The organism is Novosphingobium sp. SG754, assembly GCF_013149315.1.
In the GTDB taxonomy this organism is placed as follows: Bacteria; Pseudomonadota; Alphaproteobacteria; order Sphingomonadales; family Sphingomonadaceae; genus Novosphingobium; species Novosphingobium capsulatum.
Window position 1 is genome coordinate 98965 of record NZ_JABGCC010000007.1, and the last position, 21543, is coordinate 120507.

At 65.8% G+C, this 21543-nt stretch carries 25 protein-coding genes; 18 read left to right on the forward strand and 7 right to left on the reverse strand.

All coding sequences use genetic code 11. The features are described from left to right. Positions 1-52: 52 nt before the first annotated feature. The 4 genes from rapZ (at position 53) to FHW97_RS17115 (ending at position 2829) form a co-directional block, all read left to right on the forward strand. Positions 53-1018, forward strand: a complete 966-nt coding sequence (rapZ, locus tag FHW97_RS17100; RefSeq protein WP_171799330.1) for an RNase adapter RapZ — start codon at positions 53-55, stop codon at positions 1016-1018. Between the two features lie 193 nt (positions 1019-1211). Next, positions 1212-1616 (forward strand): PTS sugar transporter subunit IIA, encoded by a 405-nt coding sequence (locus FHW97_RS17105; RefSeq protein WP_022677184.1) that lies wholly within the window; start codon positions 1212-1214, stop codon positions 1614-1616. Positions 1617-1687: 71 nt separating this feature from the next. Further along, positions 1688-1984 carry an HPr family phosphocarrier protein gene (locus tag FHW97_RS17110; RefSeq protein WP_022677185.1) on the forward strand — a complete coding sequence of 99 codons (297 nt, stop codon included), beginning with the start codon at positions 1688-1690 and terminating at the stop codon, positions 1982-1984. Positions 1985-2025: 41 nt separating this feature from the next. After that, the gene (locus FHW97_RS17115; RefSeq protein ID WP_171799331.1) at positions 2026-2829 is read left to right on the forward strand and encodes an RNA methyltransferase; all 804 of its coding nucleotides are present in this window, start codon (positions 2026-2028) and stop codon (positions 2827-2829) included. Between the two features lie 110 nt (positions 2830-2939). Here FHW97_RS17115 and recR read toward each other — a convergent pair whose 3' ends face one another. Beyond that, positions 2940-3533 carry a recombination mediator RecR gene (gene recR, locus FHW97_RS17120; protein WP_022677187.1) on the reverse strand — a complete coding sequence of 198 codons (594 nt, stop codon included), beginning with the start codon at positions 3531-3533 and terminating at the stop codon, positions 2940-2942. A 50-nt stretch (positions 3534-3583) separates the two neighbouring features. On the opposite strand from recR, the gene fmt reads away from it, so the two are divergent. Together fmt and truA are read left to right on the forward strand one after the other, a co-directional pair. Continuing rightward, a complete protein-coding gene (fmt, locus tag FHW97_RS17125) occupies positions 3584-4492 on the forward strand; it encodes a methionyl-tRNA formyltransferase (RefSeq protein WP_171799332.1) in 909 nt (302 codons plus the stop codon). Continuing rightward, a complete protein-coding gene (gene truA, locus FHW97_RS17130; protein WP_171799333.1) occupies positions 4492-5241 on the forward strand; it encodes a tRNA pseudouridine(38-40) synthase TruA in 750 nt (249 codons plus the stop codon). The genes fmt and truA overlap by 1 nt, the downstream gene beginning before the upstream one ends. 101 nt (positions 5242-5342) lie before the next feature. Here truA and cobS read toward each other — a convergent pair whose 3' ends face one another. Beyond that, positions 5343-6335, reverse strand: coding sequence for a cobaltochelatase subunit CobS (cobS, locus tag FHW97_RS17135; protein ID WP_107717070.1), 993 nt, complete (start codon positions 6333-6335; stop codon positions 5343-5345). A 202-nt stretch (positions 6336-6537) separates the two neighbouring features. Between cobS and FHW97_RS17140 the strand changes: the two genes are divergently transcribed. The 7 genes from FHW97_RS17140 to FHW97_RS17170 all read left to right on the forward strand — a co-directional run bounded on the left by FHW97_RS17140 (position 6538) and on the right by FHW97_RS17170 (position 11814). After that, on the forward strand, positions 6538-7344 hold the full coding sequence (locus tag FHW97_RS17140; RefSeq protein WP_171796471.1) for a VOC family protein: 807 nt from the start codon (positions 6538-6540) through the stop codon (positions 7342-7344). A gap of 31 nt (positions 7345-7375) precedes the next feature. Then, positions 7376-7912 carry a GFA family protein gene (locus tag FHW97_RS17145; RefSeq protein WP_169049214.1) on the forward strand — a complete coding sequence of 179 codons (537 nt, stop codon included), beginning with the start codon at positions 7376-7378 and terminating at the stop codon, positions 7910-7912. A 212-nt stretch (positions 7913-8124) separates the two neighbouring features. Continuing rightward, positions 8125-9252: an acyltransferase gene (locus FHW97_RS17150; RefSeq protein WP_171799334.1), complete on the forward strand. Its 1128-nt coding sequence runs from the start codon at positions 8125-8127 to the stop codon at positions 9250-9252. A gap of 316 nt (positions 9253-9568) precedes the next feature. After that, positions 9569-10192, forward strand: coding sequence for a calcium-binding protein (locus FHW97_RS17155; protein ID WP_158442000.1), 624 nt, complete (start codon positions 9569-9571; stop codon positions 10190-10192). A 97-nt stretch (positions 10193-10289) separates the two neighbouring features. Further along, positions 10290-10709 carry a hypothetical protein gene (locus tag FHW97_RS17160; RefSeq protein ID WP_370525454.1) on the forward strand — a complete coding sequence of 140 codons (420 nt, stop codon included), beginning with the start codon at positions 10290-10292 and terminating at the stop codon, positions 10707-10709. 5 nt (positions 10710-10714) lie between these two features. Then, complete coding sequence (locus FHW97_RS17165) at positions 10715-10921, forward strand: hypothetical protein (protein ID WP_168352757.1); 207 nt, start codon at positions 10715-10717, stop codon at positions 10919-10921. A gap of 155 nt (positions 10922-11076) precedes the next feature. Continuing rightward, complete coding sequence (locus FHW97_RS17170) at positions 11077-11814, forward strand: bifunctional 2-polyprenyl-6-hydroxyphenol methylase/3-demethylubiquinol 3-O-methyltransferase UbiG (RefSeq protein WP_171799335.1); 738 nt, start codon at positions 11077-11079, stop codon at positions 11812-11814. Between the two features lie 21 nt (positions 11815-11835). Here the strand turns inward: FHW97_RS17170 and FHW97_RS17175 are convergent, their stop codons facing one another. Then, positions 11836-12426 (reverse strand): J domain-containing protein, encoded by a 591-nt coding sequence (locus FHW97_RS17175; RefSeq protein WP_309805459.1) that lies wholly within the window; start codon positions 12424-12426, stop codon positions 11836-11838. Between the two features lie 39 nt (positions 12427-12465). Here FHW97_RS17175 and FHW97_RS17180 point away from each other — a divergent pair, with 39 nt between their 5' ends. Together FHW97_RS17180 and FHW97_RS17185 are read left to right on the forward strand one after the other, a co-directional pair. Continuing rightward, positions 12466-12738: a BolA family transcriptional regulator gene (locus FHW97_RS17180; RefSeq protein WP_062785183.1), complete on the forward strand. Its 273-nt coding sequence runs from the start codon at positions 12466-12468 to the stop codon at positions 12736-12738. After that, positions 12735-14042 (forward strand): low temperature requirement protein A, encoded by a 1308-nt coding sequence (locus FHW97_RS17185; protein WP_171799336.1) that lies wholly within the window; start codon positions 12735-12737, stop codon positions 14040-14042. Before FHW97_RS17180 ends, FHW97_RS17185 begins: the two co-directional genes overlap by 4 nt. Here FHW97_RS17185 and FHW97_RS17190 read toward each other — a convergent pair. Beyond that, a complete protein-coding gene (locus FHW97_RS17190) occupies positions 14033-15139 on the reverse strand; it encodes a DUF2332 domain-containing protein (RefSeq protein ID WP_253941852.1) in 1107 nt (368 codons plus the stop codon). The genes FHW97_RS17185 and FHW97_RS17190 overlap by 10 nt on opposite strands. Between FHW97_RS17190 and hisG the strand changes: the two genes are divergently transcribed. From hisG to nusB, 3 genes are read left to right on the forward strand one after another with little or no spacing between them, the layout of a single operon-like run. Further along, positions 15138-15812, forward strand: a complete 675-nt coding sequence (gene hisG / locus FHW97_RS17195; protein WP_022677203.1) for an ATP phosphoribosyltransferase — start codon at positions 15138-15140, stop codon at positions 15810-15812. The genes FHW97_RS17190 and hisG overlap by 2 nt on opposite strands. Further along, the gene (gene hisD, locus FHW97_RS17200; RefSeq protein WP_171799337.1) at positions 15812-17101 is read left to right on the forward strand and encodes a histidinol dehydrogenase; all 1290 of its coding nucleotides are present in this window, start codon (positions 15812-15814) and stop codon (positions 17099-17101) included. The genes hisG and hisD overlap by 1 nt, the downstream gene beginning before the upstream one ends. Further along, positions 17098-17547 (forward strand): transcription antitermination factor NusB, encoded by a 450-nt coding sequence (nusB, locus tag FHW97_RS17205; RefSeq protein ID WP_054132157.1) that lies wholly within the window; start codon positions 17098-17100, stop codon positions 17545-17547. The genes hisD and nusB overlap by 4 nt, the downstream gene beginning before the upstream one ends. 48 nt (positions 17548-17595) lie before the next feature. Here the strand turns inward: nusB and fghA are convergent, their stop codons facing one another. From fghA to FHW97_RS17220, 3 genes are all read right to left on the reverse strand, one after another. Further along, positions 17596-18435, reverse strand: coding sequence for an S-formylglutathione hydrolase (fghA, locus tag FHW97_RS17210; protein WP_305082210.1), 840 nt, complete (start codon positions 18433-18435; stop codon positions 17596-17598). 2 nt (positions 18436-18437) lie between these two features. Beyond that, entirely contained in the window at positions 18438-18818 is a 381-nt protein-coding gene (locus FHW97_RS17215) for a VOC family protein (protein WP_062785189.1), read from the reverse strand. A 74-nt stretch (positions 18819-18892) separates the two neighbouring features. After that, the gene (locus tag FHW97_RS17220; RefSeq protein WP_171796475.1) at positions 18893-21496 is read right to left on the reverse strand and encodes an HWE histidine kinase domain-containing protein; all 2604 of its coding nucleotides are present in this window, start codon (positions 21494-21496) and stop codon (positions 18893-18895) included. Positions 21497-21543 lie beyond the last annotated feature (47 nt).

Consider the following 21543-nt stretch of genomic DNA (forward strand, 5'->3'; position numbering starts at 1 on the left):
CGTCGCGTAACCGCACTTTTCTTTGCCCGCCAATGCGCGCAAAAGGTCGTGCATGGTCGCCACCGATAGTTCCGCTCTGCCCGATCCGGATTCGCCGCAACGCATCCTGCTGGTCACTGGCCTGCTCGGCGCAGGCAAGACCACGGCGCTGCGCACGCTGGAAGACCTGGGCTGGGAAGCGATCGACAATTTCCCGATCCGCCTGCTCGATCGCCTGCTGGAAACCGAACCGGGCCAGGCCCGCAGCGAAAGCGGTGGGATCGATGCCGGAACGCCGCTCGCCATCGGGTTTGACACCCGAACCCGCGGGTTTGATCCGCAGACGATCATCGAGCGGGTCAAGGCGCTGAGCACGCGGCCCAACCTCTCTGTCACCACCCTGTTTCTCGATTGCAGCGGGGCAGAGCTGGAGCGCCGCTACAACGAAACCCGCCGGCGTCATCCGATGAGCGAGGACAAGCCCGCCGCCAGCGGCATCGCTGCCGAGCGCGATCTGCTCGCCCCACTGCGCCGCTGGGCCGACGTGGTCATATCCACCACCGATTTCACCACCAACGACCTGCAGCAGGCCATCCGCCAGCAGTTCGGTGCGATCTCACCGAGTCGCACCACGGTCACGATCAGCAGCTTCGGCTTTTCCCGCGGCACCCCGCCGCTCGCCGACCTGGTTTTCGACATGCGTTTCCTCAACAATCCGCACTGGGATGAAGCGCTGCGGCCGATGACCGGCAAGGACGCCCCGGTGGGCGATTACATCCGCAACGACCCTGCCTTTGCCGAGGCTTTTGACCGGATTCTGGGGCTTTTGCGCCTGCTCCTTCCCCGCTTCGCGGCCCAGGGCAAAGCCTATGTCCACATCGCCTTCGGCTGTACCGGCGGGCGCCATCGCTCGGTCTTCATGGCCGAAGAGATCGCACAAGGCTTGCGCAACTCCGGTTTTTCACCCACATTGTTGCACCGCAACCTTGCCGCCCGCGGCGCCAACCTGCTGGAAGGCGCCCAGGCGGTTCAGGTATGACAATGATGCCAGTGACAATGCCAATGATAACGATAGCGCGGGCAGCGAATATCCTGCGCTCGGGGGATGGGACGGTTCTGAAAGACATGCCTTGTGAATGCCAGCATTCTGGCAGCCCACATGTGTCCGCCAAGGCTCTGTTAAGCTTGGTTGTGGCATCTTGTCAGGCTGTATTTCGGAGCCCGTTCCCTTCATGATCGGTCTTATTCTCGTCACCCATGGTGCCCTTGCCGACGAATTCATCCATGCGATGGAACATGTCGTGGGCCGACAACAGGACGTCATCGGCGTCTGTATCGGCCCCAATGACGATATGGAGCGTCGCCGCAAGGAGATCGCCGATGCCATCCGCCGGGTCGATAGCGGCGAAGGCGTCATTATCCTCACCGACCTGTTCGGCGGCACGCCTTCGAACCTCGCGATCTCGCTGATGCAGGCGGGCCGGGTGGAAGTGATCGCCGGGATCAACCTGCCCATGCTGATCCGTCTTGCCAAGGCGCGCGGATGCATGAATGTTCGCGATGCCACGGCCGCCGCGCGCGATGCCGGCCGCAACTATATCACGATCGCTTCGGAATTCCTGGGCCAGGACGCATAAACCCCACGCCCGAGGGTTTCCCGAACAAAGCGACGCATCCGACAACGACGGGCAGGGGAAGAGGAAAGCCGATGTCGAGCCAAAGCTACGTTGCCCGAGAGACGATCACCATCGTCAACCAGCGCGGCCTTCATGCCCGCGCCAGCGCCAAGTTCGTCAATGCCGTGGCCAAGCTGCCCTCGGGCGTTGACGTGACGGTATTCAAGGACGGCACCGAGGCAGCCGGCGGCTCTATCCTGGGCCTGATGATGCTGGGCGCGGCCAAGGGCGATACCATCGATGTGGTGGTGTCCGGCCCTGAGGGTGAGGCAGACTCGGTGCTGCTCAAGCTGGCGGGCCTGGTCAAGGACGGGTTCGGCGAAGACTGAAAGTCTTGCCCATCGCGGCTGGCTGACGCATGGACCGCCCCATGTCCCGCCGCACGATCACCGGGTTTTCCAACCCCACCGTCAAATTCGTCCGCAGCCTGCGCGACAAGAAGCACCGCAAGCGCGAGCAGCGCTTTCTGGCCGAAGGCCTGCGCCTGCTGACCGATGCCCGCGCCGGCGGGCGCCTGCCCGAAATCCTGCTGATGGCCCAGGGGCGCGAGGCGCATCCGCTGCTGTCAGACCTGGAAAGCGCGGTTTCGGCCGCCGGGGGCGATGTGATCGAGTTGCCGGTGGATATCCTGGCCAAGGTGACCGGCAAGGATAACCCGCAGGCCGTGGCCGGCGTCTTTGCCGAATGGGACACGGGCCTCGCGCAGATCGATCGCCACTCCGCCCCGCTCTGGCTGGTGGCGCAGGCCATGCGCGATCCCGGCAATCTGGGCACGATGCTGCGCACCGCCGATGCCGTGGGCGCAGGCGGGCTGATCCTGATCGATGATTGCGTCGATCCCTTTTCGGTAGAGGCGGTGCGCGCCAGCATGGGCGCCATCTTCACCCAGCGCCTCGCCCAGGCGCGCTGGGACGAATTCCTGCCCTGGCTGCGCACCGGCACCGGCCAGTTGGTGGCTGCATCGTTGCGCGATGCCGTGCCCTATCGCGGCGCCCCCTATACCGGTCCCTGCTTCGTCATGGTGGGCAACGAATCGCGCGGCCTGCCCGAAGACTATGAGCTGGCCTGCGACCTGCGCGTGACCATGCCGATGAAGGGGCGCGCCGACAGCCTCAACGCTGCCGTCGCTGGCGCCGTGCTGGCCTATGAGGTGCTGGCAAGCCTGGAAGGCTGAGTTCGGCGCAAGGGGGCTTCGACAAGCTCAGCCCGAACGGGTTTCGGGGAGGGACTTTCCACCTCCGTTCGCCCCGAGCCTGTCGAAGGGCCCAGCGCGACACCCGCGGGTCAAACCGGCCGCCGCGCGCGCAGGGCCTGGGCCAGGGTGCCCTCGTCCATATAGTCCAGCTCCCCGCCCACGGGCAGGCCATGCGCCAGTTGCGTCACGCGCACGGGCAAGTCTTCCAGCCGCTCGGCAATGTAGTGCGCCGTGGTCTGCCCCTCGAGCGTGGCGTTCATCGCCAGGACCACTTCATCAATCCCGCCGGCGCGAACCCGATCGAGCAACCGGCCGATGGTCAGGTCTTCCGGCCGCACCCCTTCCAGCGCGGAAAGCCGCCCGCCCAGCACGTGATAGCGCCCGGTGAACAGCCGCGCGCGATCAAGCGCCCAGAGGTCTGCCACATCCTCCACCACGCACAGCGCGCGCGCATCGCGACGCGGATCGGCACAGATCCCGCACGGATCGGTGGTGTCCACATTGCCGCAGGTCTGGCATTCCACCAGGTTCTGGCGCACGGTATCAAGCGCGGCCAGCAGTTGCGGCAGCGCGCTTTCACGCCGCTTGATAAGCCAGAGCACAGCCCGCCGCGCCGAGCGGGGGCCGAGGCCGGGCAGACGGGCCAGTGCGCTCGCCAGCGCCTCGATCTCTTGCGATGCCATGGCGCGACAGATAGGGCCGCGCGCAGGATTGGAAAAGGACCCATTGCACCATGCGCGTTGTCTTCATGGGCACACCCGAATTTGCCGTGCCCACGCTCGATGCGCTGGTGGCCGCCGGCCACGATGTGGTGGCGGTCTACAGCCAGCCGCCGCGCCCGGCCGGCCGGGGCAAAAAGCTGCAGCCCTCGCCCGTGCATCTGGCGGCAGAGCGGCATGGCTTGCCCGTGCTCACGCCCGTCAGCCTCAAGGGGGCAGACGAGCAAGCCGCCTTTGCCGCGCACGGTGCCGACGTGGCCGTGGTGGCCGCCTATGGCCTGATCCTGCCGGCAGCGATTCTGGCGGCGCCTGCGAAGGGTTGCCTCAACGTGCATGGTTCGTTGCTGCCACGCTGGCGCGGGGCGGCGCCGGTGCAGCGCGCGATCCTGGCGGGCGATGTGCACACCGGTATCACCATCATGCAGATGGAGCGCGGGCTCGATACCGGGCCGATGCTGGCGACCGTGGCCACGCCCGTGGCCGGCAAGACCGCCGGCGCGCTGACCGCTGAACTCGCCACGCTGGGCGCAGACTTGATGGTGCGCGTGCTGGCCGATCTGGCCAGCTTTACGCCAGAGGTTCAGCCCGAAGCTGGCGTGACCTATGCCGCCAAGATCGACAAGGCGGAAAGCCGGCTCGATTTCGCCCAACCGGCCGAACAGGTGGAGCGCCAGGTGCGCGCCTTTGCCCCTGCCCCCGGTGCCTTTTTCGAACTGGATGGCGAACGCTATCGCGTGCTGGCGGCGCAGGTGGCCGATGATGCTGCCGGAACGCCCGGCACGGTGCTGGACGAGGCGCTGACGATCGCCTGCGGGCAAGGCGCCATTCGCCCGCTGACCGTGCAGCGCGCCGGTCGCCCGGCGATGGATACCGCCGCCCTGCTGCGCGGCCGCGCCATTCCGGCGGGCACGGTGCTCGCCTGATGCCGCGCTATGCCCTCACGCTGGAATTCGATGGCGGCCCGTTCATGGGCCTGCAGCGCCAGTCGCACGGCCCATCGGTGCAGCAAGCAGTGGAGGAAGCGGCGCAAAGCGTGGTGGGGCATCCCGTCATTCTGCATGCCGCAGGCCGCACCGATACCGGCGTTCACGCGCTTGGCATGCGCGCGCATATCGATGTGGCGCGGCCGTTCGATCCGTTCCGCCTGTCAGAGGCGCTCAACGCTCGGCTCAAGCCCGATCCGATCGCCGTGCTCGATTGCCGGATCGTGCCCGATGACTGGCATGCGCGCTTTTCCTGCCTTGGCCGCGCCTATGAGTATCGCATCGCCAACCGGCGCGCGCCGCTCACGCTCGATGCCGGCCGCGCCTGGCGCATCGCGCGGCCGCTGGATACGGCCGCGATGCACGAGGCAGCGCAGGAGCTGGTCGGCAACCACGATTTCACCACGTTCCGCTCGGTCCATTGCCAGGCGGCCAGCCCCGTCAAGACGCTCGACCGGCTCGACGTGCGCCGCGAAGGGGACATGGTGATCATCGAGGCGGCGGCGCGCAGCTTCCTGCACCACCAGGTGCGCTCGATGGTGGGGTGCCTGGGCCTGATCGGCCAGGGCCACTGGACGCGTGCCGATCTGGTGGCCGCGCTCCACGCCCGTGATCGCCAGAAGCTGGGCCACAATGCCCCGCCCGAAGGCCTCTATTTCGTGAAGGCGGTGTATCCCGGCAAGGATTGAGTTCGCACGCGGGGGGCTTCGACAAGCTCAGCCCGAACGGATTTCAACTTCGGCTGCATCCGTTCGCCCTGAGCTTGTCGAAGGGCGTCAAGCGCCCAGCATCACGCCTTGTGCGCGACGCTTTCTGGCAGGTCCTTGGCAAACACCCGCTGATAATATTCGGCCACCAGCACGCGCTCGGCCTCGTCACACTTGTTGAGGAACGAGAGGCGGAAGGCAAAGCCGACGTCGTTGAAGATCTGGCTGTTCTGCGCCCAGCTGATCACGGTACGCGGGCTCATCACCGTGGAAATGTCGCCAGCCATGAAGCCCTTGCGGGTCAGATCGGCCACGCGGACCATCTGCGCGATCACCTGGGCATCCAGGCCTTGCACCTTCTTGGAAACCACGTCGATTTCGGTTTCCGCGGGCAGGTAGTTGAGCGCGACGACCAGGTTCCAGCGGTCCATCTGGCCCTGGTTGATCGCCTGCGTGCCGTGATAGAGGCCCGAGGTATCGCCCAGGCCCACGGTATTGGCCGTGGCGAACAGGCGGAAGAACGGATTGGGGCGAATCACCCGGTTCTGGTCAAGCAGCGTCAGCTTGCCTTCGGTTTCCAGCACGCGCTGGATCACGAACATCACGTCGGGGCGGCCTGCATCGTATTCGTCGAACACCAGCGCGGTCGGGGTCTGCAGCGCCCAGGGCAGCAGGCCTTCGCGGAATTCGGTCACCTGCAGACCATCGCGCAGCACGATGGCGTCGCGGCCGATCAGGTCGATACGGCTGATGTGGGCATCGAGGTTGATGCGCACGCACGGCCACTTCAGGCGCGCAGCCACCTGCTCGATATGCGTCGATTTGCCGGTGCCGTGATAACCCTGCACCATGACGCGGCGGTTGTAGGCAAAGCCGGCCAGGATCGCGAGCGTGGTATCGGGATCGAAGACATAGTTGTCATCGGTATCGGGCACGCGCTCGTCGGCCTGGGAAAAGGCCGGCACGGTCATGTCGATGTCGATGCCAAACACCTCACGCACCGAAACCTGGGTATCGGGCGCGGGCAGGACGGTGGTGGTGCCAGCGTGGGCCACGAGATTGGAAGTGTCGCTCATCATTTACCTGCCTATCCGCGCGGGCGCCGCGCTGCAACATGCTTTGGCATGCGCTTTTGGCCCGGCTTGCATTTGCGCCGGCCGAGCCCATGCGCAGTGGGCCTGGGTGGCCAAGCTGCTATGCTGCCGGCCACAACGCGCGAATCGAGAGAATGGTGCGTGGGCCGCGATCGACCGGCCAACCCGCAGGAGGGATGCCAGCATGCCCCAAGGCCTGTTCGTGTGGTACGAGGTGACAACCGATGCTCCCGATGCGGTGCGCGCCTTTTACGAAGGCGTGATCGGCTGGCGGATCGCCGATCCCTCGCCCGGCCACGAAACCGCCGCGATCGACTATCGCCATATCTACCGTGCCGATGGCGCCGGACAGGGCGGCATGCTGGTCCTGCGCCCCGAGATGATCGCGGCCGGCGCGCGCCCATGGTGGGTGCCCTATCTGATGGTCGATAGCGTGCCGGACACGCTGGCCGCGATCACGGCCGATGGCGCGCGCGTGTGGATGCCTCCCACGACCATTGCCGAGGGCACCTTTGCCATGGTGGCAGACCCGTGGGGCGCGCCGTTCTACCTGATCGATCCAACCCCGCCGCCGGGGCAAGACACGCCGCCACCGCCGGTCTTTGCACTGGACATTACTCAGGCAGTAACCTGGAACGAGCTGTTCACCACCGATCTGCCCGGCGCGCGGACATTTTATGCGCGGCATTTCGGCTTTACCTATCCCGATGCCATGCCGATGGGCGCCTTTGGCGATTACCAATTCATCGCCCATCCCCTGCAGGGCCGCATCGGGGCGATGATGGCCCGCCCCAGCGCCGATGCGCCGCTGGGCTGGCGCACCTATTTCCGCGTGGCAGACGTGCGCGCGGCTGCCCAGGCGGTGCGGGATCTGGGCGGAACGCTGGAAGGCGATGTGCACGAAGTGCCTGGCGACGACCTGATGATCCAGGCCCGCGATCCTGCCGGCGCCTTTTTCGGGCTGGTCTCGCGCAAGGCCGCCGCCGGATGACCTGGGCCCTCCCTGGGCAAGGCTGTACAGCATGAATGACGCGAATCCGAAGGCGCATGCGGCGCCAATCGCCGGCCCCGCCGATCCCTTTGCCACCGGCGGATGCCGTTGCGGCACGGTACGCTATGCCCTCGCGCGGGCGCCCTATGTGGTCCACTGCTGCCATTGTCACGAGTGCCAGGTACTGAGCGGCAGCGCCTTTGCCATCAATGCCGTGGTGGAGACAGAGTGCCTCACGCTGTTGGCTGGCACAGTGGCACCGGTCGCCGTGCCGACGCACAGCGGGCGGGGGCAGACGATCATGCGCTGCACGGCGTGCCAGACAGCGGTATGGAGTCATTATGGCAGCCTGGGGCAAAAGGCTGCGTTCGTGCGCGCCGGCACGCTCGATTCGCCCGCGCTGTGCCCGCCAACCGTGCACATCTATGTGCGCACCCGGCTGCCATGGATCACGCTGCCCGATGGCATTCCCGCGTTCGACGGGTTTTACGCCGGCCGCGATGTGCCACAGATCTATGGTGCAGAAGGCGCCGCCCGGCTGGCCACGCTGCGCGCCCGCCCGGAATAGGCGGCTGGCAGCAAAGGATATTCTACGCCGCAGCGCGCAATACGGTTTTCACTAAGCAGTAATCCGTATGAGTCCCCGTCGATAGTTTGGTTAATCATGCGTTAGTCACGATCACGCATGCCCTGCCCTTGCGGTGCACCGCGATATCGCGGCGCACCAATTCGGGCAGAAACGCCAGCGGGCCGCGCCCGTTGGCAATGGGGGCACAGCGCATGAACACGGCCACGCAGCAGGCCCGGCAGGGCGGGCGCTATGCCCTGCTCGATGAGATGCGCGGCATCGCGGCGCTGGCGGTATGCCTGTTTCACATTGGCACGCGGGCCACGGGCATCCAGTTGTTTCCCAACGGCTATCTTGCCGTCGATTTCTTTTTCATGCTCAGCGGCTTTGTCCTCGCCGAAGCCTATGAGGCGCGCCTGGTTGCCGATGCACCGGATCGTGCACCCGTGATGGACTGGGCCGGCTTTGCCCGGCGGCGGCTGGTGCGGATGGCGCCGGTGGCGGTGCTGGGCGCCGGGCTGGGTGGGCTCTATCTCGTCGCGCGTTGCCTGGTTTCCCCTGATCGGTCCGATCCGCTGGACCAGGTGCTGCTGGCCAATGCCCTCAATCTGCTGATCCTGCCCAAGCTATGGCATGGCGCGGCGACGGGGTGGGAACTGTTCCCGGCCAATGGCCCGCTGTGGTCGCTGTTCTTCGAAATCCTCGCCAACCTCGCCTGGGCAGCATTCCTGGTACGGCGCAGCACGGCGCTGCTCGCGGCCGGCGTCGCGCTCGCGGGGTTGGCGCTGGTTGCCTGCGCGCTGCGCCATGGCACAGTCGATCTGGGCTGGCAGGCCAGTTCGCTGGACGGCGGTCTGGCCCGGGTCTGCTTCGGGTTCGGCTGCGGCCTGCTGCTCCACCGCTTGCGCCACGCGCTCCCGGTAATGAACCGGGCCGCCGCAACCTTGGCCGCGCTGGCGCTGGTCTATGCCCTGGCGCTGCCGGTGCAGCACCTGCCGTGGACGTTGTTCATGGCCATGGCCTTTCTGCCCTGCGTGCTGGTGGTGGCAGTGGCCGCCGGCAGCCATCGCGCCATGCCCGGCGGCACCTGGCTGGGCCGCATTTCCTATCCGCTTTATGGCATTCACGTGCCTATGCTCGCCATCGTATCGGGCGCAGCCAAGCGCATGCTGCAGGGTGAGCCGCTGGGCGCCTGGGGCATTGCCCTGGTCCCGCCCCTGCTACTGGCCGCGTGGCTGGTTCTGACGCGGATCGACGAACCGTGCCGTGCCGCGCTGACGCGATGGCTTGAACACACGGCGCGGCGCCCTCGCCAGACGGCGACCATCCACCATGGTTGACGCGGGGAGGCTGCGCGCAGATTCAAACTTGCTCCAGATTGAACCGGTCTTGCCGCTGTTACTGCGTGAAAGCGCCAATATGAACGGGAAACACCGGCACGTTGCACCGCAATATCGCGTTATAACCAGGCAGGATCGGCAGCGATTCACACCTTGGCCGCCAGGGTGTTTGTGCAATTACCCATAAGACAAGTCAGGTCGCAATCATGGCTTGCGTGGCCGAGGAACGCCTCTGTTCTTCCCGACCACACAGTATCTTCGCAAAATACTTGTGGATCAACTTTCCGCCCACACGGTGGAATGAAGGAGAATGAACATGGCAGTGATCAATGGCACCAGTGGCGATGACACCATCGCCGCGCCCAAGGGCAACAACATCATCAACGCCGGGGCTGGCGATGACGTTGTCACCGGCGGCTCGGGCAAGAACATCATCAGCGGCGGCGATGGCAACGACGTGCTCTACGGCGGCGGCGGCAACGACGCGATCTATGGTGGCGACGGCAACGACATTCTCAAGGGTGGCGGCGGCAAGGACGCGCTGACCGGCGGCGCCGGGGCAGACCAGTTCGTGTTCCGCTCGGGCGAAGGGTTTTCCTCGTTCGCGTTCACCGGCGGCCATGGCGTCAACAGCGTCTACCAGTGGGTGACGGTCGAAGATCTCAACTTTGCCGATCATGACGTGGTGCGTATCACCGGGTTCGACAGCATCTTCAACGCCATCGGCCTGACCGTTAAGGGCACCGGCTCTGCCTATATCGATTCGCAGGACGACGTGAACAAGCTGGCCGCCTACCTCAAGGCGCATCCCGATGCGGGCACCTATTTCGTCAACACCAGCGGGTTCGACGGCACCACGTTCGTCCTCAACGATGGGCTCGGCCATCAGCAGGCCCTCACGCTCAGCCACATCATCGCCGACGATACCGTCGCGATCTGATCGCCCCGCGCTGGGGCATGCCGCCCTGGCTGCGTGTCACCCTTGCGCCCTGCCATGGCTTGCCACGGCAGGGCGTTTTTTCTGGCAAGCGGGCATCATGGCGCGCTATCCCTGCGCCATGGGCCGCCGTATGGGCGCGCCAAGCAGAGGGACCAAAGCGATGAGCGTGTTCGACAGCATCCTGGGCCAGGTGAGCAGCGTGGTGGACGTGAAGAACATGGCGGCAAAGCTGGGCATCGATCCCGCTCAGGCCGAAACCGCCATCGCCGCCTTGGCCGCGGGCCATCAGGCCAAGGGCGACACCATCGAAACCGCAGCGGCCAATACCGGGCTTGATGCAGGCCTGCTGCAGCAGATCGTCGGCCACATCGGCGGCGAAGGCGCACTGTCACAGTTCGCCACGATCCTGGGTGATCATCCCGATGCGCTGGGCCAGGTCAGCAAGTTCCTCGACAAGGATGGTGATGGCAACCCGCTCAACGACATCGCCGGCCTGGCCAAGGGACTGTTCAGCTAAATCCCATGATGGATACGGTTCTTTCCCTGCTGGTGCTTGCCACCGTGGCGCTGATCGGTGGCGCAGTGTTTTTCTGGCGCCGCGGCGAGCGCAAGCGGCCAGCTCTGATGCTCGGCATGGCATTCCTGATCGTGGCCGATCTCGCCGTCTGGCTTACCCCGGTCGCCGGCGGCCCGTCGCTGATCGAAGTGGCTCACCAGGCACCGGATTGACGACAATCCCGCTCTGCGCAGGCTAACCTTTATGTGTTCCCGCCAAGATTGAAGCCTTTGCGGTGTGTTATTTGTTCAATCCCAAAGATTTTCTTTTGCACAAAGCGCAACTTGGGCCAGTGTCCCGAAACTGATTTTGGGGGCACAGTACAAAGATGCGATTGCTGTTTCGGTCACGTTCCAAACCGCAACCCAGCCATTCGATTCGCGATTATCAAAGGGTGGTGCGGAAGAAACTGAAGGCCATGCCACAAGAGCGCTCCCTTGCTCTTGCCCAGGCCATCGGCGCAGAAACGATGGAAAATTTCGCCTCACAGGGCGATGGCCAAGTCGCGGTGTTGCGTCATTATGGCCTGAGCGATGGCATGGCCATTTATGATCTGGGCTGTGGCTGCGGGCGAACCGCCCAAGCACTGCAACGCTCTGGATGGCAGGGCGACTATACCGGCGCCGATGTCGTTCCCGAGCTTTTGCAAGAGCTGCAAAGGCAGTGCCCCACCTATCAGGCCATCATCCATTACCAGCCAACGATCGTGGCGCCGGATTCATCGTTGGACATGACGTTCAACTGGTCGGTCTTTACCCATCTTTATCCAACCGAATCATATCTTTATATCGAAGATAGCTTTCGTGCGCTCAAACCTGGCGGCAAACTGGTGTTTTCATTCCTGGAATTGGCCGAACCGGCCCATGACCGGATCTGGAATGCCTGCGTGGATCGCGTGCGCCGTGGGGAACGCGCGGAACAACTGGATTGCTTTTTGCATCGGGACTGGATCGCCCGCTTCGCCAAAGACGCGGGTTTTCTCCCGCCGGTTTTCACCAGCGGCTTGGACGACAGCAATCACCCCGAGTTCTGGCAGGCGCTGGCCATGCTGGAAAAGCCGGCCTGAGCGCGTTTTCACAACCAGCTACTAGCGAAACGCCGCCGATTGCCGCAGGTGATCATAGGCCGCCACCACGCGCTGCAGCTTGTCTTCCAGGCTGCGATCACCGCCATTGCGATCGGGGTGATAGCGCCGCACCAGATCGGCGTAGCGGCGGCGCAGGGCGTGGCGATCGGCGTCAAAGCCCAGGCCCAGCGCCTCGTATGCGGTGCGGTCTTCCGGGGTCAGGCCGCGCCGGGCGGCTTCCTGGGCAGCCTGGTGATCCATCTTGCGGGCACGGGCGCGCTGCGCGATCGCCTCGAGCGGATCGGCAAAATCGGCCCAGCGTGGCGCTTGGTCGATGCCGGCGTCGGGACGGAACGCGCGGGTGTGGGTATCCCATCCGGCCAGCGGCGATTGCGCGGCCATGATTTCATCGGCGCTCATGCCTTCAAAGAAATCATAGCCGGCGTTGAACGCGCGAATATGGTCAAGGCAGAACCAGCGGTAATCGCCAGGCCCGTCAAACCCGGAAGGCCGCACGCCGGGCGCACGAAATTCCCCCGGCGCATCGCACCCCGGGGCACTGCACTGGCGCCCGGTATCCGTGACGCGGCCATGGAACTTGTCATGCTTCACGCCATTGCACATGGTGCGTGCCAACCCGAAAGGAAAGAGATGACCGGCCCGATCGCCCAGGAAATTGAACGTAAACTTGTGGACGCCCTTGCCCCAACGCATCTGGCGGTGATCAACGATTCGGCCAGCCACAGCGGCCATCTGGGTGACGATGGCACCGGCGAATCGCACTTTACGGTGGAGATCGAAAGCGCCGCCTTTGCCGGCCTGTCGCGCCTGCAACGCCAGCGCTTGGTCAACCAGGCCCTGGGCGATCTGCCGGGCCAGCGGGTTCACGCCCTAGCGATTCGCGCCCGCGCGCCGGGCGAATGAGCGAGCAGGCCAAGCAGGAAGCCGAGGCGATTGCCGAGGCTGGCAAGCCCGCCCCCAAGGCCGAGACCGATGGGGTGCCCGCGCCAGCCACGCTCTTGCGCAATCACGAGGGCGGACACGCCCCGGTCAGCTATCTCGAGCTGTTTTTCGACCTGGTCTATGTCTTTGCCGTAACGCAGCTTTCCCATCATGTGCTGCACCATATGGGCGCGGCTGGCCTGGCAGAGGCACTGGTGCTGTTCCTGGCGGTGTGGTGGGCGTGGATGTTCACCGCCTGGGCCGCCAACTGGACCAATCCCGAAAGGGGCCCGGTGCGGATCATGCTGCTGCTGTCGATGCTGGCCAGCCTGGGGCTGGCCGTGGCCATGCCGCGCGCATTCGACGCTGGCGGCGGTGGCGATGCCATGCTGTTTGCCGCGTGCTATTGCCTGGTGCAGATCGGGCGCAGCGGGTTTGTCGCATGGGCCATGGCTAAGAGCCGGCAGGAACATTGGCGTGGCAGCGGCGCGCGCAACATGATCCGCATAACCTTGTGGTTCGTCGCCTCGGCCCCATTATGGCTGGCCGGCGCGCTGGTCGATGCCCCGCTCGTGCGGCTCGGGCTGTGGGCGCTGGCGCTGGCGGTCGATTATGGCGGGCCGTTCATGGGCTTTGCCGTGCCCGGCATGGGCCGATCGCAGCCGGAAGACTGGGACATTTCCGGCAGCCACCTGGCCGAACGCTGCGCGCTGTTCATCATCATCGCGCTGGGCGAAGGCGTGGTGGTAACCGGCACCAGCTTTGCGCAGGAAACCGCCGACCTTGCCCGCAGCCTGGCCTTCGTGCTGGCCTTTGCCGGGTCTGCCCTGATGTGGTGGATCTATTTCGATCTGGGTGCCGAACGCGGCGCGCGGCACATTGCCCAGCATGCGCAGCCCGGCCGCGTGGCGCGCAGCGTCTATACCTATCTGCACATGCCGATCGTGGGCGGGATCGTGATCACCGCCGTGGCCGATGCCCTGCTGCTCGACGCGCCGCTGGCCGCGGCCAAGCTGCCGCTGGTTGCCACCCAGGCCGGGGGGCTGCTGGTGTTCCTGGCCGGCACCGGGCTGTTCAAGCGGCCATCCAGCCCGCACGGCAATTTTCCGCTGTCACACTGGGTGGGCGGTGGCCTGCTGATCGTGCTGGCGGCACTGACCCTGGCCTTTCCCCTGCCCGCGCCGGTGTTCGTGGGCGCCACGGTCCTGGCGCTGCTGGTGGTGGCGGTATGGGAATGGGCATCATACCATCACCACGGCAGCGCCCTGGCCGAGGATCAGGGCTGAAGCCATTCCACCCAGGCGCCATGGGCGTGGGCGGCGGCCAGACACACCGGTGCGCCGCCATCGGGCCACAGCCGCACGGTCAATTCGTGGCGGAACGTGGCACGATCGGTTTCCAGTGACAGCCAGGCCAGGCGCCGCCCCATCGTGGCGCGCTGGCCGGCGGCATCGATCCCGGCGGTAATGCGCGCTTGCGTGGCGGGCGGCAGATATTGCCAGACGATGGAATGATAGATCACCCGCGTGCTGTCTTCCGGCTGCGGCGCGGCCAGCACGGCATCGACATAGTCGGCCGCATCCATCGCCACCAGATCGGGCCGCCGTGCCTGCGCCAGGGCAATTGCCGCGTCCAGCCGCGCAATGCGCTCGGTCATCTCGGCCCAGACATAGCTCTTGAGCCGCAGCGCCTGCTCGAGATCAACCAGATCGATCGGCGCACGATCGCATCCGGCGATCGCCAGCACATCGACCGGAACTTGCGGCGGCCGCCCGGTGCCGCGCCATTCGGGCGCGAGATGCAACGGCGAATCAGCCGGGCCGGCCTGCGTGCCACCCAAATCAAAGGCAAAGCGATCCATCATCGTGTTGACCCCGGCACTCGCGCCCAGTTCGTGCAGCACGAAGCGCGGGCCCACCCGTGCCGAGAGCCACAGCAGCCCGGCCATGATCGAAGCGGAACGGCCGGCTTCGTTGGTCTGGGGTGGCCCGTCGAGCCAGGGCAGCAGGCGGGTGGCAAAGCGATCCACCAGATCGCCGACCAGCGCATCGATCGCGGCCTGGTCGGTCAATTCCCCGCGATAGACCGCCCCCAGCCGCATGTCGGCACCGGTCAGCACCAGGTTGTGCAACCCTCCGGCCAGGCGCAGTGGCAGCGCGTCTTCCAACGGCTTGCCCGGCCAGGCCGCCATGCGCGCGCCCACCGCGCCGCCCGATGCCAACAGGGGCAACTGGGCCCGCACCACGCGGCCCGTGGCCGGGGCGCCATTGGCCGCGGCGTGGTCTGCCTGCCAGGCGATGGCCTGTTCGACAGAAGCGATATCCATGATCGACGCCATGAGGTTGCCCTTTTCCCGCGCTTGCCATAGGGGCGAAAGCGTCATGACCACCGCCACCCCGCTCGTTTTCGCCCTGCCCAAGGGCCGCATTCTCGATGAGGCGCTGCCCTTGCTGGAACAGGCAGGCGTGGTGCCCGAGGCTGCGTTCTTCGACAAGTCCTCGCGCGCATTGTCTTTTGCCACCAGCCGGGCCGATGTCACGCTGATCCGCGTGCGCGCGTTCGACGTTGCCACGTTCGTCGCCCATGGCGCCGCGCAGGCCGGCATCGTGGGATCCGACGTGATCGACGAGTTCGACTATGCTGATCTCTACGCGCCGGTTGACCTCGATATCGGGCATTGCCGCCTGTCGGTGGCAGAGCCGGTGGGCGGCCTGGGCCAGGGCGATTGGCAGCGCGAAAGCCATGCCCGCGTCGCCACCAAGTATCCCAACCTTACCCGCCGCCATTTCGAAAAAATGGGCGTGCAGGCCGAAGTGGTGAAGCTCAATGGCGCGATGGAACTGGCGCCGTCGCTGGGCCTGGCCAGCCGCATCGTCGATCTGGTCTCCTCGGGCCGCACGCTCAAGGAAAACGGCCTGGTCGAAACCAGCCAGATCATGCAGATTTCGGCGCGGCTGATCGTCAACCGCGCTGCGCTCAAGACCGACAGCGCCCGCCTGGGCGCGCTGGTCGATGCGTTCCGCACGCAAGTTGCCGCACGAAAGGCCGCCGCCTGATGCTCCGCCTCAAGACGACCGATGCCGATTTCGCCACGCGCTTTGCCCGCCTGGTAAAAGACCGCCGCGAGAGCGACGAAAATGTCAGCCGTGATGTGCAGACGATCATCGAGGACGTGCGCCTGCGCGGCGATGAAGCTCTGGCCGAATATACCCAGCGCTTCGATGGCCACCTGCCGCAGGGCGATGGCTGGCGCATCGATGCCGCCACCTGCCGCGAGGCGTTCGATGCCCTGGCGCCCGATCTGCGCGCCGCGCTGGAACTGGCCGCGCAGCGCATCCGCACCTATCACGAGGCACAACTGCCGCAGGACCGCGACTATACCGACGCGGCCGGCGTGCGCCTGGGCGCCAAGTGGCGCGCGGTGGATGGTGCCGGGCTCTATGTGCCGGGCGGCCGCGCCGCCTATCCCTCGTCGCTGTTGATGAATGCCATCCCCGCCAAGGTGGCGGGCGTTGGCCGGCTGGTTGTCACCACGCCCACGCCCAAGGGTGAGATCAACCCGCTGGTGCTGGCCGCCGCGCACTTGGCCGGGGTGGACGAAGTGTGGCGCGTGGGCGGGGCGCAGGCCGTGGCCGCGCTGGCCTATGGCACCAAGACGATGCGCCCGGTGGACGTGATCACCGGCCCGGGCAATGCCTGGGTGGCCGAAGCCAAGCGCCAGCTTTACGGCGTGGTCGGGATCGACATGGTGGCCGGGCCATCGGAAATCCTGGTGATCGCCGATGCCAAGAACGATCCGCAGTGGATCGCTGCCGACCTGCTGAGCCAGGCCGAACACGATCCGGCCGCACAGGCGATCCTGATCACCGACGATGCCGCCTTTGCCGATCAGGTGGTCGACATGGTCGGCGTGGAAATCGCCCTGCTGCCCACTGCCCGCGTGGCCAAGGCCAGCTGGGAAACCCACGGCACGGTGATCGTGGTGGAATCGCTGGACGAGGCCCCCGCCCTCGCCAATGCGCTGGCGGCCGAGCATGTGGAGATCGCCACTGACGATCCCGATGCCCTGTTTGCCCAGATCCGCCATGCCGGCTCGGTGTTCCTGGGCCGCATGACGCCCGAGGCGATTGGTGACTATGTCGCTGGCCCCAACCACGTGCTGCCCACCGGGCGCCGTGCACGCTTTTCCTCGGGGCTTTCCGTGCTCGACTTCATGAAGCGCACCAGCTTCATTGCCGTGAGCGATGCTTCCATTGGCGCAGTTGGCCCGGCGGCCATTGCGCTTGCCGATGCGGAAGGGCTTGCCGCCCACGCCCGCTCGATCGAACTGAGATTGGGAATATGACGAATAGCAAGGGCCAGGCCCGCTCTGCCGCGCGGCTTGCCGCTGTCCAGGCACTGTACCAAGTAGATATGGAAGGCACCGAGCTGCGCTTCCTGCTCGACGAGTTCCACCAGCACCGGCTGGGCGCGGAAATCGAAGACGTGGAATATGCCGCGGCTGACGTGGAGTTCTTCGATGACGTGGTCAAGGGCGTGATCGCCCGCCGCGAGGAAGTCGATGGGCTGATCCAGGGCCGCCTGGCCCAGGGCTGGTCGTTGGCCCGCCTCGACAAGACCATGCTGCAGATCCTGCGCTGCGGCACCTATGAATTGCTGGCCCGCACCGACATTGCCGTGGGCACGGTGATCAGCGAATACCTCGACGTGGCCCATGCCTTTTTCGACGCGCGCGAGGCCAAGTTTGCCAATGGCGTGCTCGACGCCGTGGCCAAGGACGTGCGCAAGTAATACGCCCGTCCCCTCCCCATCGCCGATGGGGAGGGGTTGCAGGGCAATTTACAACCGCGCTGCGTGCCAGCGCAGGTGATCGTCCATGAACGTGGAAATGAAGTTGTAGCTGTGGTCATAGCCCGGCTGCAGCCGCAGCGTGAGGTCAACGCCCGCCGCTTCGCACGCCGTGGCGAACAGGTCGGGCCGCAATTGCTCGGCCAGGAAGCTATCGGCATCGCCCTGGTCGATCAGGATGGCCCCCGCCGGGCGCTTGCCGTCTTCGACCAGCGCGGTGGCATCATGCGCGCGCCATGCGGCACGATCGTCACCCAGATAGCCGCCCAGCGCCTTGTGGCCCCAGGGCACCTGCCCCGGCGCCACGATCGGCGCGAAGGCCGAAAGCGACTTGAACGTTTCGGGATAGGTCAGCCCCAGCGTCAGCGCACCATGACCGCCCATCGAGTGGCCGGTGATGCCCATCCGCGCGATATCAACCGGGAAATGCGCGGCAAGCAGGGCCGGCAGTTCCTGCGAGACATAGTCCCACATGCGGTAATGAGCGGCGTAAGGCTCTTGCGTGGCGTTGACGTAAAAGCCCGCGCCCAGGCCAAAGTCATAGGCACCGGCCGGATCATCGGCCACGTCCTCGCCCCGCGGCGAGGTATCGGGCGCCACGAAGATCAGCCCGAGTTCGGCGCAGAGGCGGCGATATTCGCCCTTGTCCGTCACGTTGGCGTGGGTGCAGGTCAACCCCGAAAGATAGAGCAGCACCGGCAGCTTCGCCCCAGACTGCGCCTGGGGCGGCACGAACACCGAAAAGGTCATCGGCGTGGCCGTGGCGGCCGAGGCGTGCTTGTACACGCCCAGCACGCCACCATGGGCCTTGGTGGTGGAAACCGTTTCCAGCGTCATTGCACGGCGCCATAGTTGTGCAGCGCGCAGATCTTGTGGCCATCAGGATCGCGCAGATAGGCCAGGTAATAGGGGGTGCCATTGCGCACGCCGGGCGGGTCTTCGCAGGCGCTGCCGCCATGGGCGATGCCGGCGGCATGCCAGGCGTCGGCCTGTTCCGGAGTCATGGCAAAGCCCACGGTAAAGCCGTTGGCGCACGTCGCCGGCTCGCCGTCGATCGGCTTGGTCAGGATGAAGATGCCGCCGTTGTGCACATAGATCAGCCGCCCCTTGGGATCGACGATGCCCTGGGGCCCACCGAACGTGGCGAAGGTGGCATCGTAAAAGGTCTTGGCACGGTCGATATCGTTCGTGCCGATCATCAGGTGGCTGAACATGGGCGTCTCTTCTCCCGGTGCAGCGCCCCATGCGCCGCATCGCGGGGCGGTGTGCCCGGCCCTGCCCCTGCCGGTCAAGTGCCCGCGTGGGGTGATCGCCGCACGGCTTGGGCCTGGCCCACGGCAGCACGCAGTTCCTTGAGACCATAGGGCTTGTTGATCACCGGCACGCCGGGCCAGCGTTCGTTGCCAATGCCTTCGCCATAGCCGGTGGCAAAGGCAAAGGGCACACCCAGTTCGGTCAGCCGATCGGCGATCGGCGCGCTGGTATCCACACCCAGATTGAAGTCCAGCAGGGCAAAGGCAAACTCGTTCCGCTCCAGCAGGCGCAGCGCATCGCGCACGGTCGGCGCGGTGCTGACCGCCGCCGCGCCCAGTTCGCGCAGCGCGTCTTCGCCATCGAGCGCGATGATCATGCTGTCTTCCACCAGCAGCACGTTGCAATCGTCCAGCGGCGTGGTCGCCCCGCCCAGGCTGATCGGCGTGGGACCGCTGTGCCGCGCCGCCGTTACCCCCGCCACACAGTGTTCGGGCAGGGTGAAGCGGGCATGCACGCCCGGTTCCAGATAGGCGATGTTGGCCGTGCCACCCAGGTCATAGGGGATCGAGCGTTCGATGATCGTGCTGCCAAACCCACGCCGGGTGGGTGGCGCCACGGGCGGACCATCGCGTTCCTGCCAATCGAGCACCAGCCCGCCGCTGCCGTCACGCTCCCACGAAATATGCACCGTGCCCTGCCCGGCGAGCGCGCCATACTTCACGGCATTGGTCATCAATTCGTGGATGACCAGGGCAATCGTGACGTAGGCGGTGGGATAAAGCAGCACGTTCTCGCCCTGCGCCACCACGCGTTCGGATTGCGCGCGCAAATAGGCGCCGGCTTCCACTTCTACCAGGTCAGCCAGCCGCGCCGGCCCCCAGCGATCGGCGGTGATCTGGTCATGCGCGCGGGCGAGCGAGCGGATGCGATCATCGAGCGTGACGATAAAGCCCGCCACATCGGCGGCGCCATCGCGGGTCTGCGCGATCAGGCCACGGATCAGCGAGAGGATATTGCGCACGCGGTGATTGAGTTCGGCAATCAGCAGTTCCTGCCGTTCCGACGCGCGGGCGCGCTCCACCCCGGCGGTTTCCGCCAGGCGCACCAGCACTTCCAGCATGCCCACGCGCAGCGCTTCGGCCACGCGGCGCTCGGCCGGAGTAAACGGCTGGCACGTGCCCTTTACCAGTTGCGCCCAGGCCTCGAAACTCTTGCGCGGGGTCAGGCGCGGGCCGTTGGGGCCGTGCACCATTTCCTTTTCAGGCTTGCCGCCCCAGCGCACCTCGCGCAGGCGTTCTGCCCGGAACAGCACGATATAGTCACGCGGCTCGCGCGACAGCGGAATCGCCAGCATGCCGGCCGCCACGTCGGCGTGATCGGCCGCGGCTGGCAGCATCTTGGCAATCGTCTCGGTGGCAAAGACCTGCCCGGAAGAGACCCGGTTGAGCAGGCGCACGATGCTGTCAAACTGGTCGTCATTGGGGGTCAGCCCCACCAGCGAGGTCTGGCCGCGCACATGCACGCCGATGCCATCGGCGGGAATGGCATCGCCGATCACGTCGGCCAGCCATTGCGGATTGTCGAGCAGGTCATTGTCCTGCGCCACGGTGGCCAGCAAGCGATCGGTAACGGCGCGACCGCGCGCTTCATACTCGCGAGCCTGGGCGTTTTCCCGCGCGTCGAGCATGAGCGAGAACATCTGGCCAAACAGTTCGGCCGCGCTGCGTGCGGCCATGCTGGGCAGGCGCGGGGAATAGTGATGGCAGGCAAACAGCCCCCACAGCTTGCCGCCCACCACGATCGAGATCGACAGCGACGCGCATACGCCCATGTTGTGCAGGTATTCGATGTGGATTGGCGACACTGCGCGCAGCACGGACAGCGACTGGTCCAGCAGCAGGCCATCGGGATCGCGCTGCGGCACCAGGGGCACCGGTGTAGACCCAACGTCAGCGATCACGCGAAACGTATTGCGCAGATAGAGCTGGCGCGCCTGGGCCGGAATATCGCTGGCGGGATAGTGCAGCCCCAGGAAGCTGTCGATGCCATGCCGCGCGGATTCAGCGACGACCTCGCCCGATTCCTGCGCATCGAAGCGATAGACCATGACCCGGTCAAACCCGGTGATCGCCCGCACCTGGCGCGCGCCTTCCCGCAGAAACGCGGGCAGGCCTTCCACCTGTTGCAGCCGGCCGATCATGCTGCGCACCACCGAGGTCGCCTCGATCGGCTCCAGCGCTGCCGGCTCGGCCTCGATCACGATCTCGCGCCCGGCGAAATGCAGCGCCACGTCGAACGGCGGCTGCCCAGCCAGCAATGGCAGGGCGAAAATCCGCTCTACCGCATCGGCGCCACGCAGCGTGGTCAGCCGGTTGCGGATGGTGTGGATTGCCTCGCGGTCGAGTAGATGGGTAAGCGGCTGGCCCAGCACGTCGTGCGCAGCCATGCCGGTAAATTGATCAATGTTTTCAGAGACCCGCGCAACCATCCAATCGGGCGTGATGGCGACGAGAAATCCAAAGGGCTGAATGATGCCCAAGATATGGATCGGCTCGCGATCGCAATTGCTGAGATCTACAGCAAAGGCTTCCGCCTGCTCGGCAGGAACCTGGCCGCTCGATTCAGTATGGTTGGTCATCCGTAGCGCAGATAACGCACCATGAAAAAAAAGGTGCCGAAAATTTT

Bases quoted from the DNA above. Each gene is read 5' to 3' on its own strand.
- rapZ (WP_171799330.1), top strand. From the start codon at position 53: ATGGTCGCCACCGATAGTTCCGCTCTGCCCGATCCGGATTCGCCGCAA.
- FHW97_RS17105 (WP_022677184.1), top strand. From the start codon at position 1,212: ATGATCGGTCTTATTCTCGTCACCCATGGTGCCCTTGCCGACGAATTC.
- FHW97_RS17110 (WP_022677185.1), top strand. From the start codon at position 1,688: ATGTCGAGCCAAAGCTACGTTGCCCGAGAGACGATCACCATCGTCAAC.
- FHW97_RS17115 (WP_171799331.1), top strand. From the start codon at position 2,026: ATGTCCCGCCGCACGATCACCGGGTTTTCCAACCCCACCGTCAAATTC.
- recR (WP_022677187.1), bottom strand. From the start codon at position 3,533: ATGGCATCGCAAGAGATCGAGGCGCTGGCGAGCGCACTGGCCCGTCTG.
- fmt (WP_171799332.1), top strand. From the start codon at position 3,584: ATGCGCGTTGTCTTCATGGGCACACCCGAATTTGCCGTGCCCACGCTC.
- truA (WP_171799333.1), top strand. From the start codon at position 4,492: ATGCCGCGCTATGCCCTCACGCTGGAATTCGATGGCGGCCCGTTCATG.
- cobS (WP_107717070.1), bottom strand. From the start codon at position 6,335: ATGAGCGACACTTCCAATCTCGTGGCCCACGCTGGCACCACCACCGTC.
- FHW97_RS17140 (WP_171796471.1), top strand. From the start codon at position 6,538: ATGCCCCAAGGCCTGTTCGTGTGGTACGAGGTGACAACCGATGCTCCC.
- FHW97_RS17145 (WP_169049214.1), top strand. From the start codon at position 7,376: ATGAATGACGCGAATCCGAAGGCGCATGCGGCGCCAATCGCCGGCCCC.
- FHW97_RS17150 (WP_171799334.1), top strand. From the start codon at position 8,125: ATGAACACGGCCACGCAGCAGGCCCGGCAGGGCGGGCGCTATGCCCTG.
- FHW97_RS17155 (WP_158442000.1), top strand. From the start codon at position 9,569: ATGGCAGTGATCAATGGCACCAGTGGCGATGACACCATCGCCGCGCCC.
- FHW97_RS17160 (WP_370525454.1), top strand. From the start codon at position 10,290: ATGGCGCGCTATCCCTGCGCCATGGGCCGCCGTATGGGCGCGCCAAGC.
- FHW97_RS17165 (WP_168352757.1), top strand. From the start codon at position 10,715: ATGATGGATACGGTTCTTTCCCTGCTGGTGCTTGCCACCGTGGCGCTG.
- FHW97_RS17170 (WP_171799335.1), top strand. From the start codon at position 11,077: ATGCGATTGCTGTTTCGGTCACGTTCCAAACCGCAACCCAGCCATTCG.
- FHW97_RS17180 (WP_062785183.1), top strand. From the start codon at position 12,466: ATGACCGGCCCGATCGCCCAGGAAATTGAACGTAAACTTGTGGACGCC.
- FHW97_RS17185 (WP_171799336.1), top strand. From the start codon at position 12,735: ATGAGCGAGCAGGCCAAGCAGGAAGCCGAGGCGATTGCCGAGGCTGGC.
- hisG (WP_022677203.1), top strand. From the start codon at position 15,138: ATGACCACCGCCACCCCGCTCGTTTTCGCCCTGCCCAAGGGCCGCATT.
- FHW97_RS17190 (WP_253941852.1), bottom strand. From the start codon at position 15,139: ATGACGCTTTCGCCCCTATGGCAAGCGCGGGAAAAGGGCAACCTCATG.
- hisD (WP_171799337.1), top strand. From the start codon at position 15,812: ATGCTCCGCCTCAAGACGACCGATGCCGATTTCGCCACGCGCTTTGCC.
- nusB (WP_054132157.1), top strand. From the start codon at position 17,098: ATGACGAATAGCAAGGGCCAGGCCCGCTCTGCCGCGCGGCTTGCCGCT.
- FHW97_RS17215 (WP_062785189.1), bottom strand. From the start codon at position 18,818: ATGTTCAGCCACCTGATGATCGGCACGAACGATATCGACCGTGCCAAG.
- FHW97_RS17220 (WP_171796475.1), bottom strand. From the start codon at position 21,496: ATGACCAACCATACTGAATCGAGCGGCCAGGTTCCTGCCGAGCAGGCG.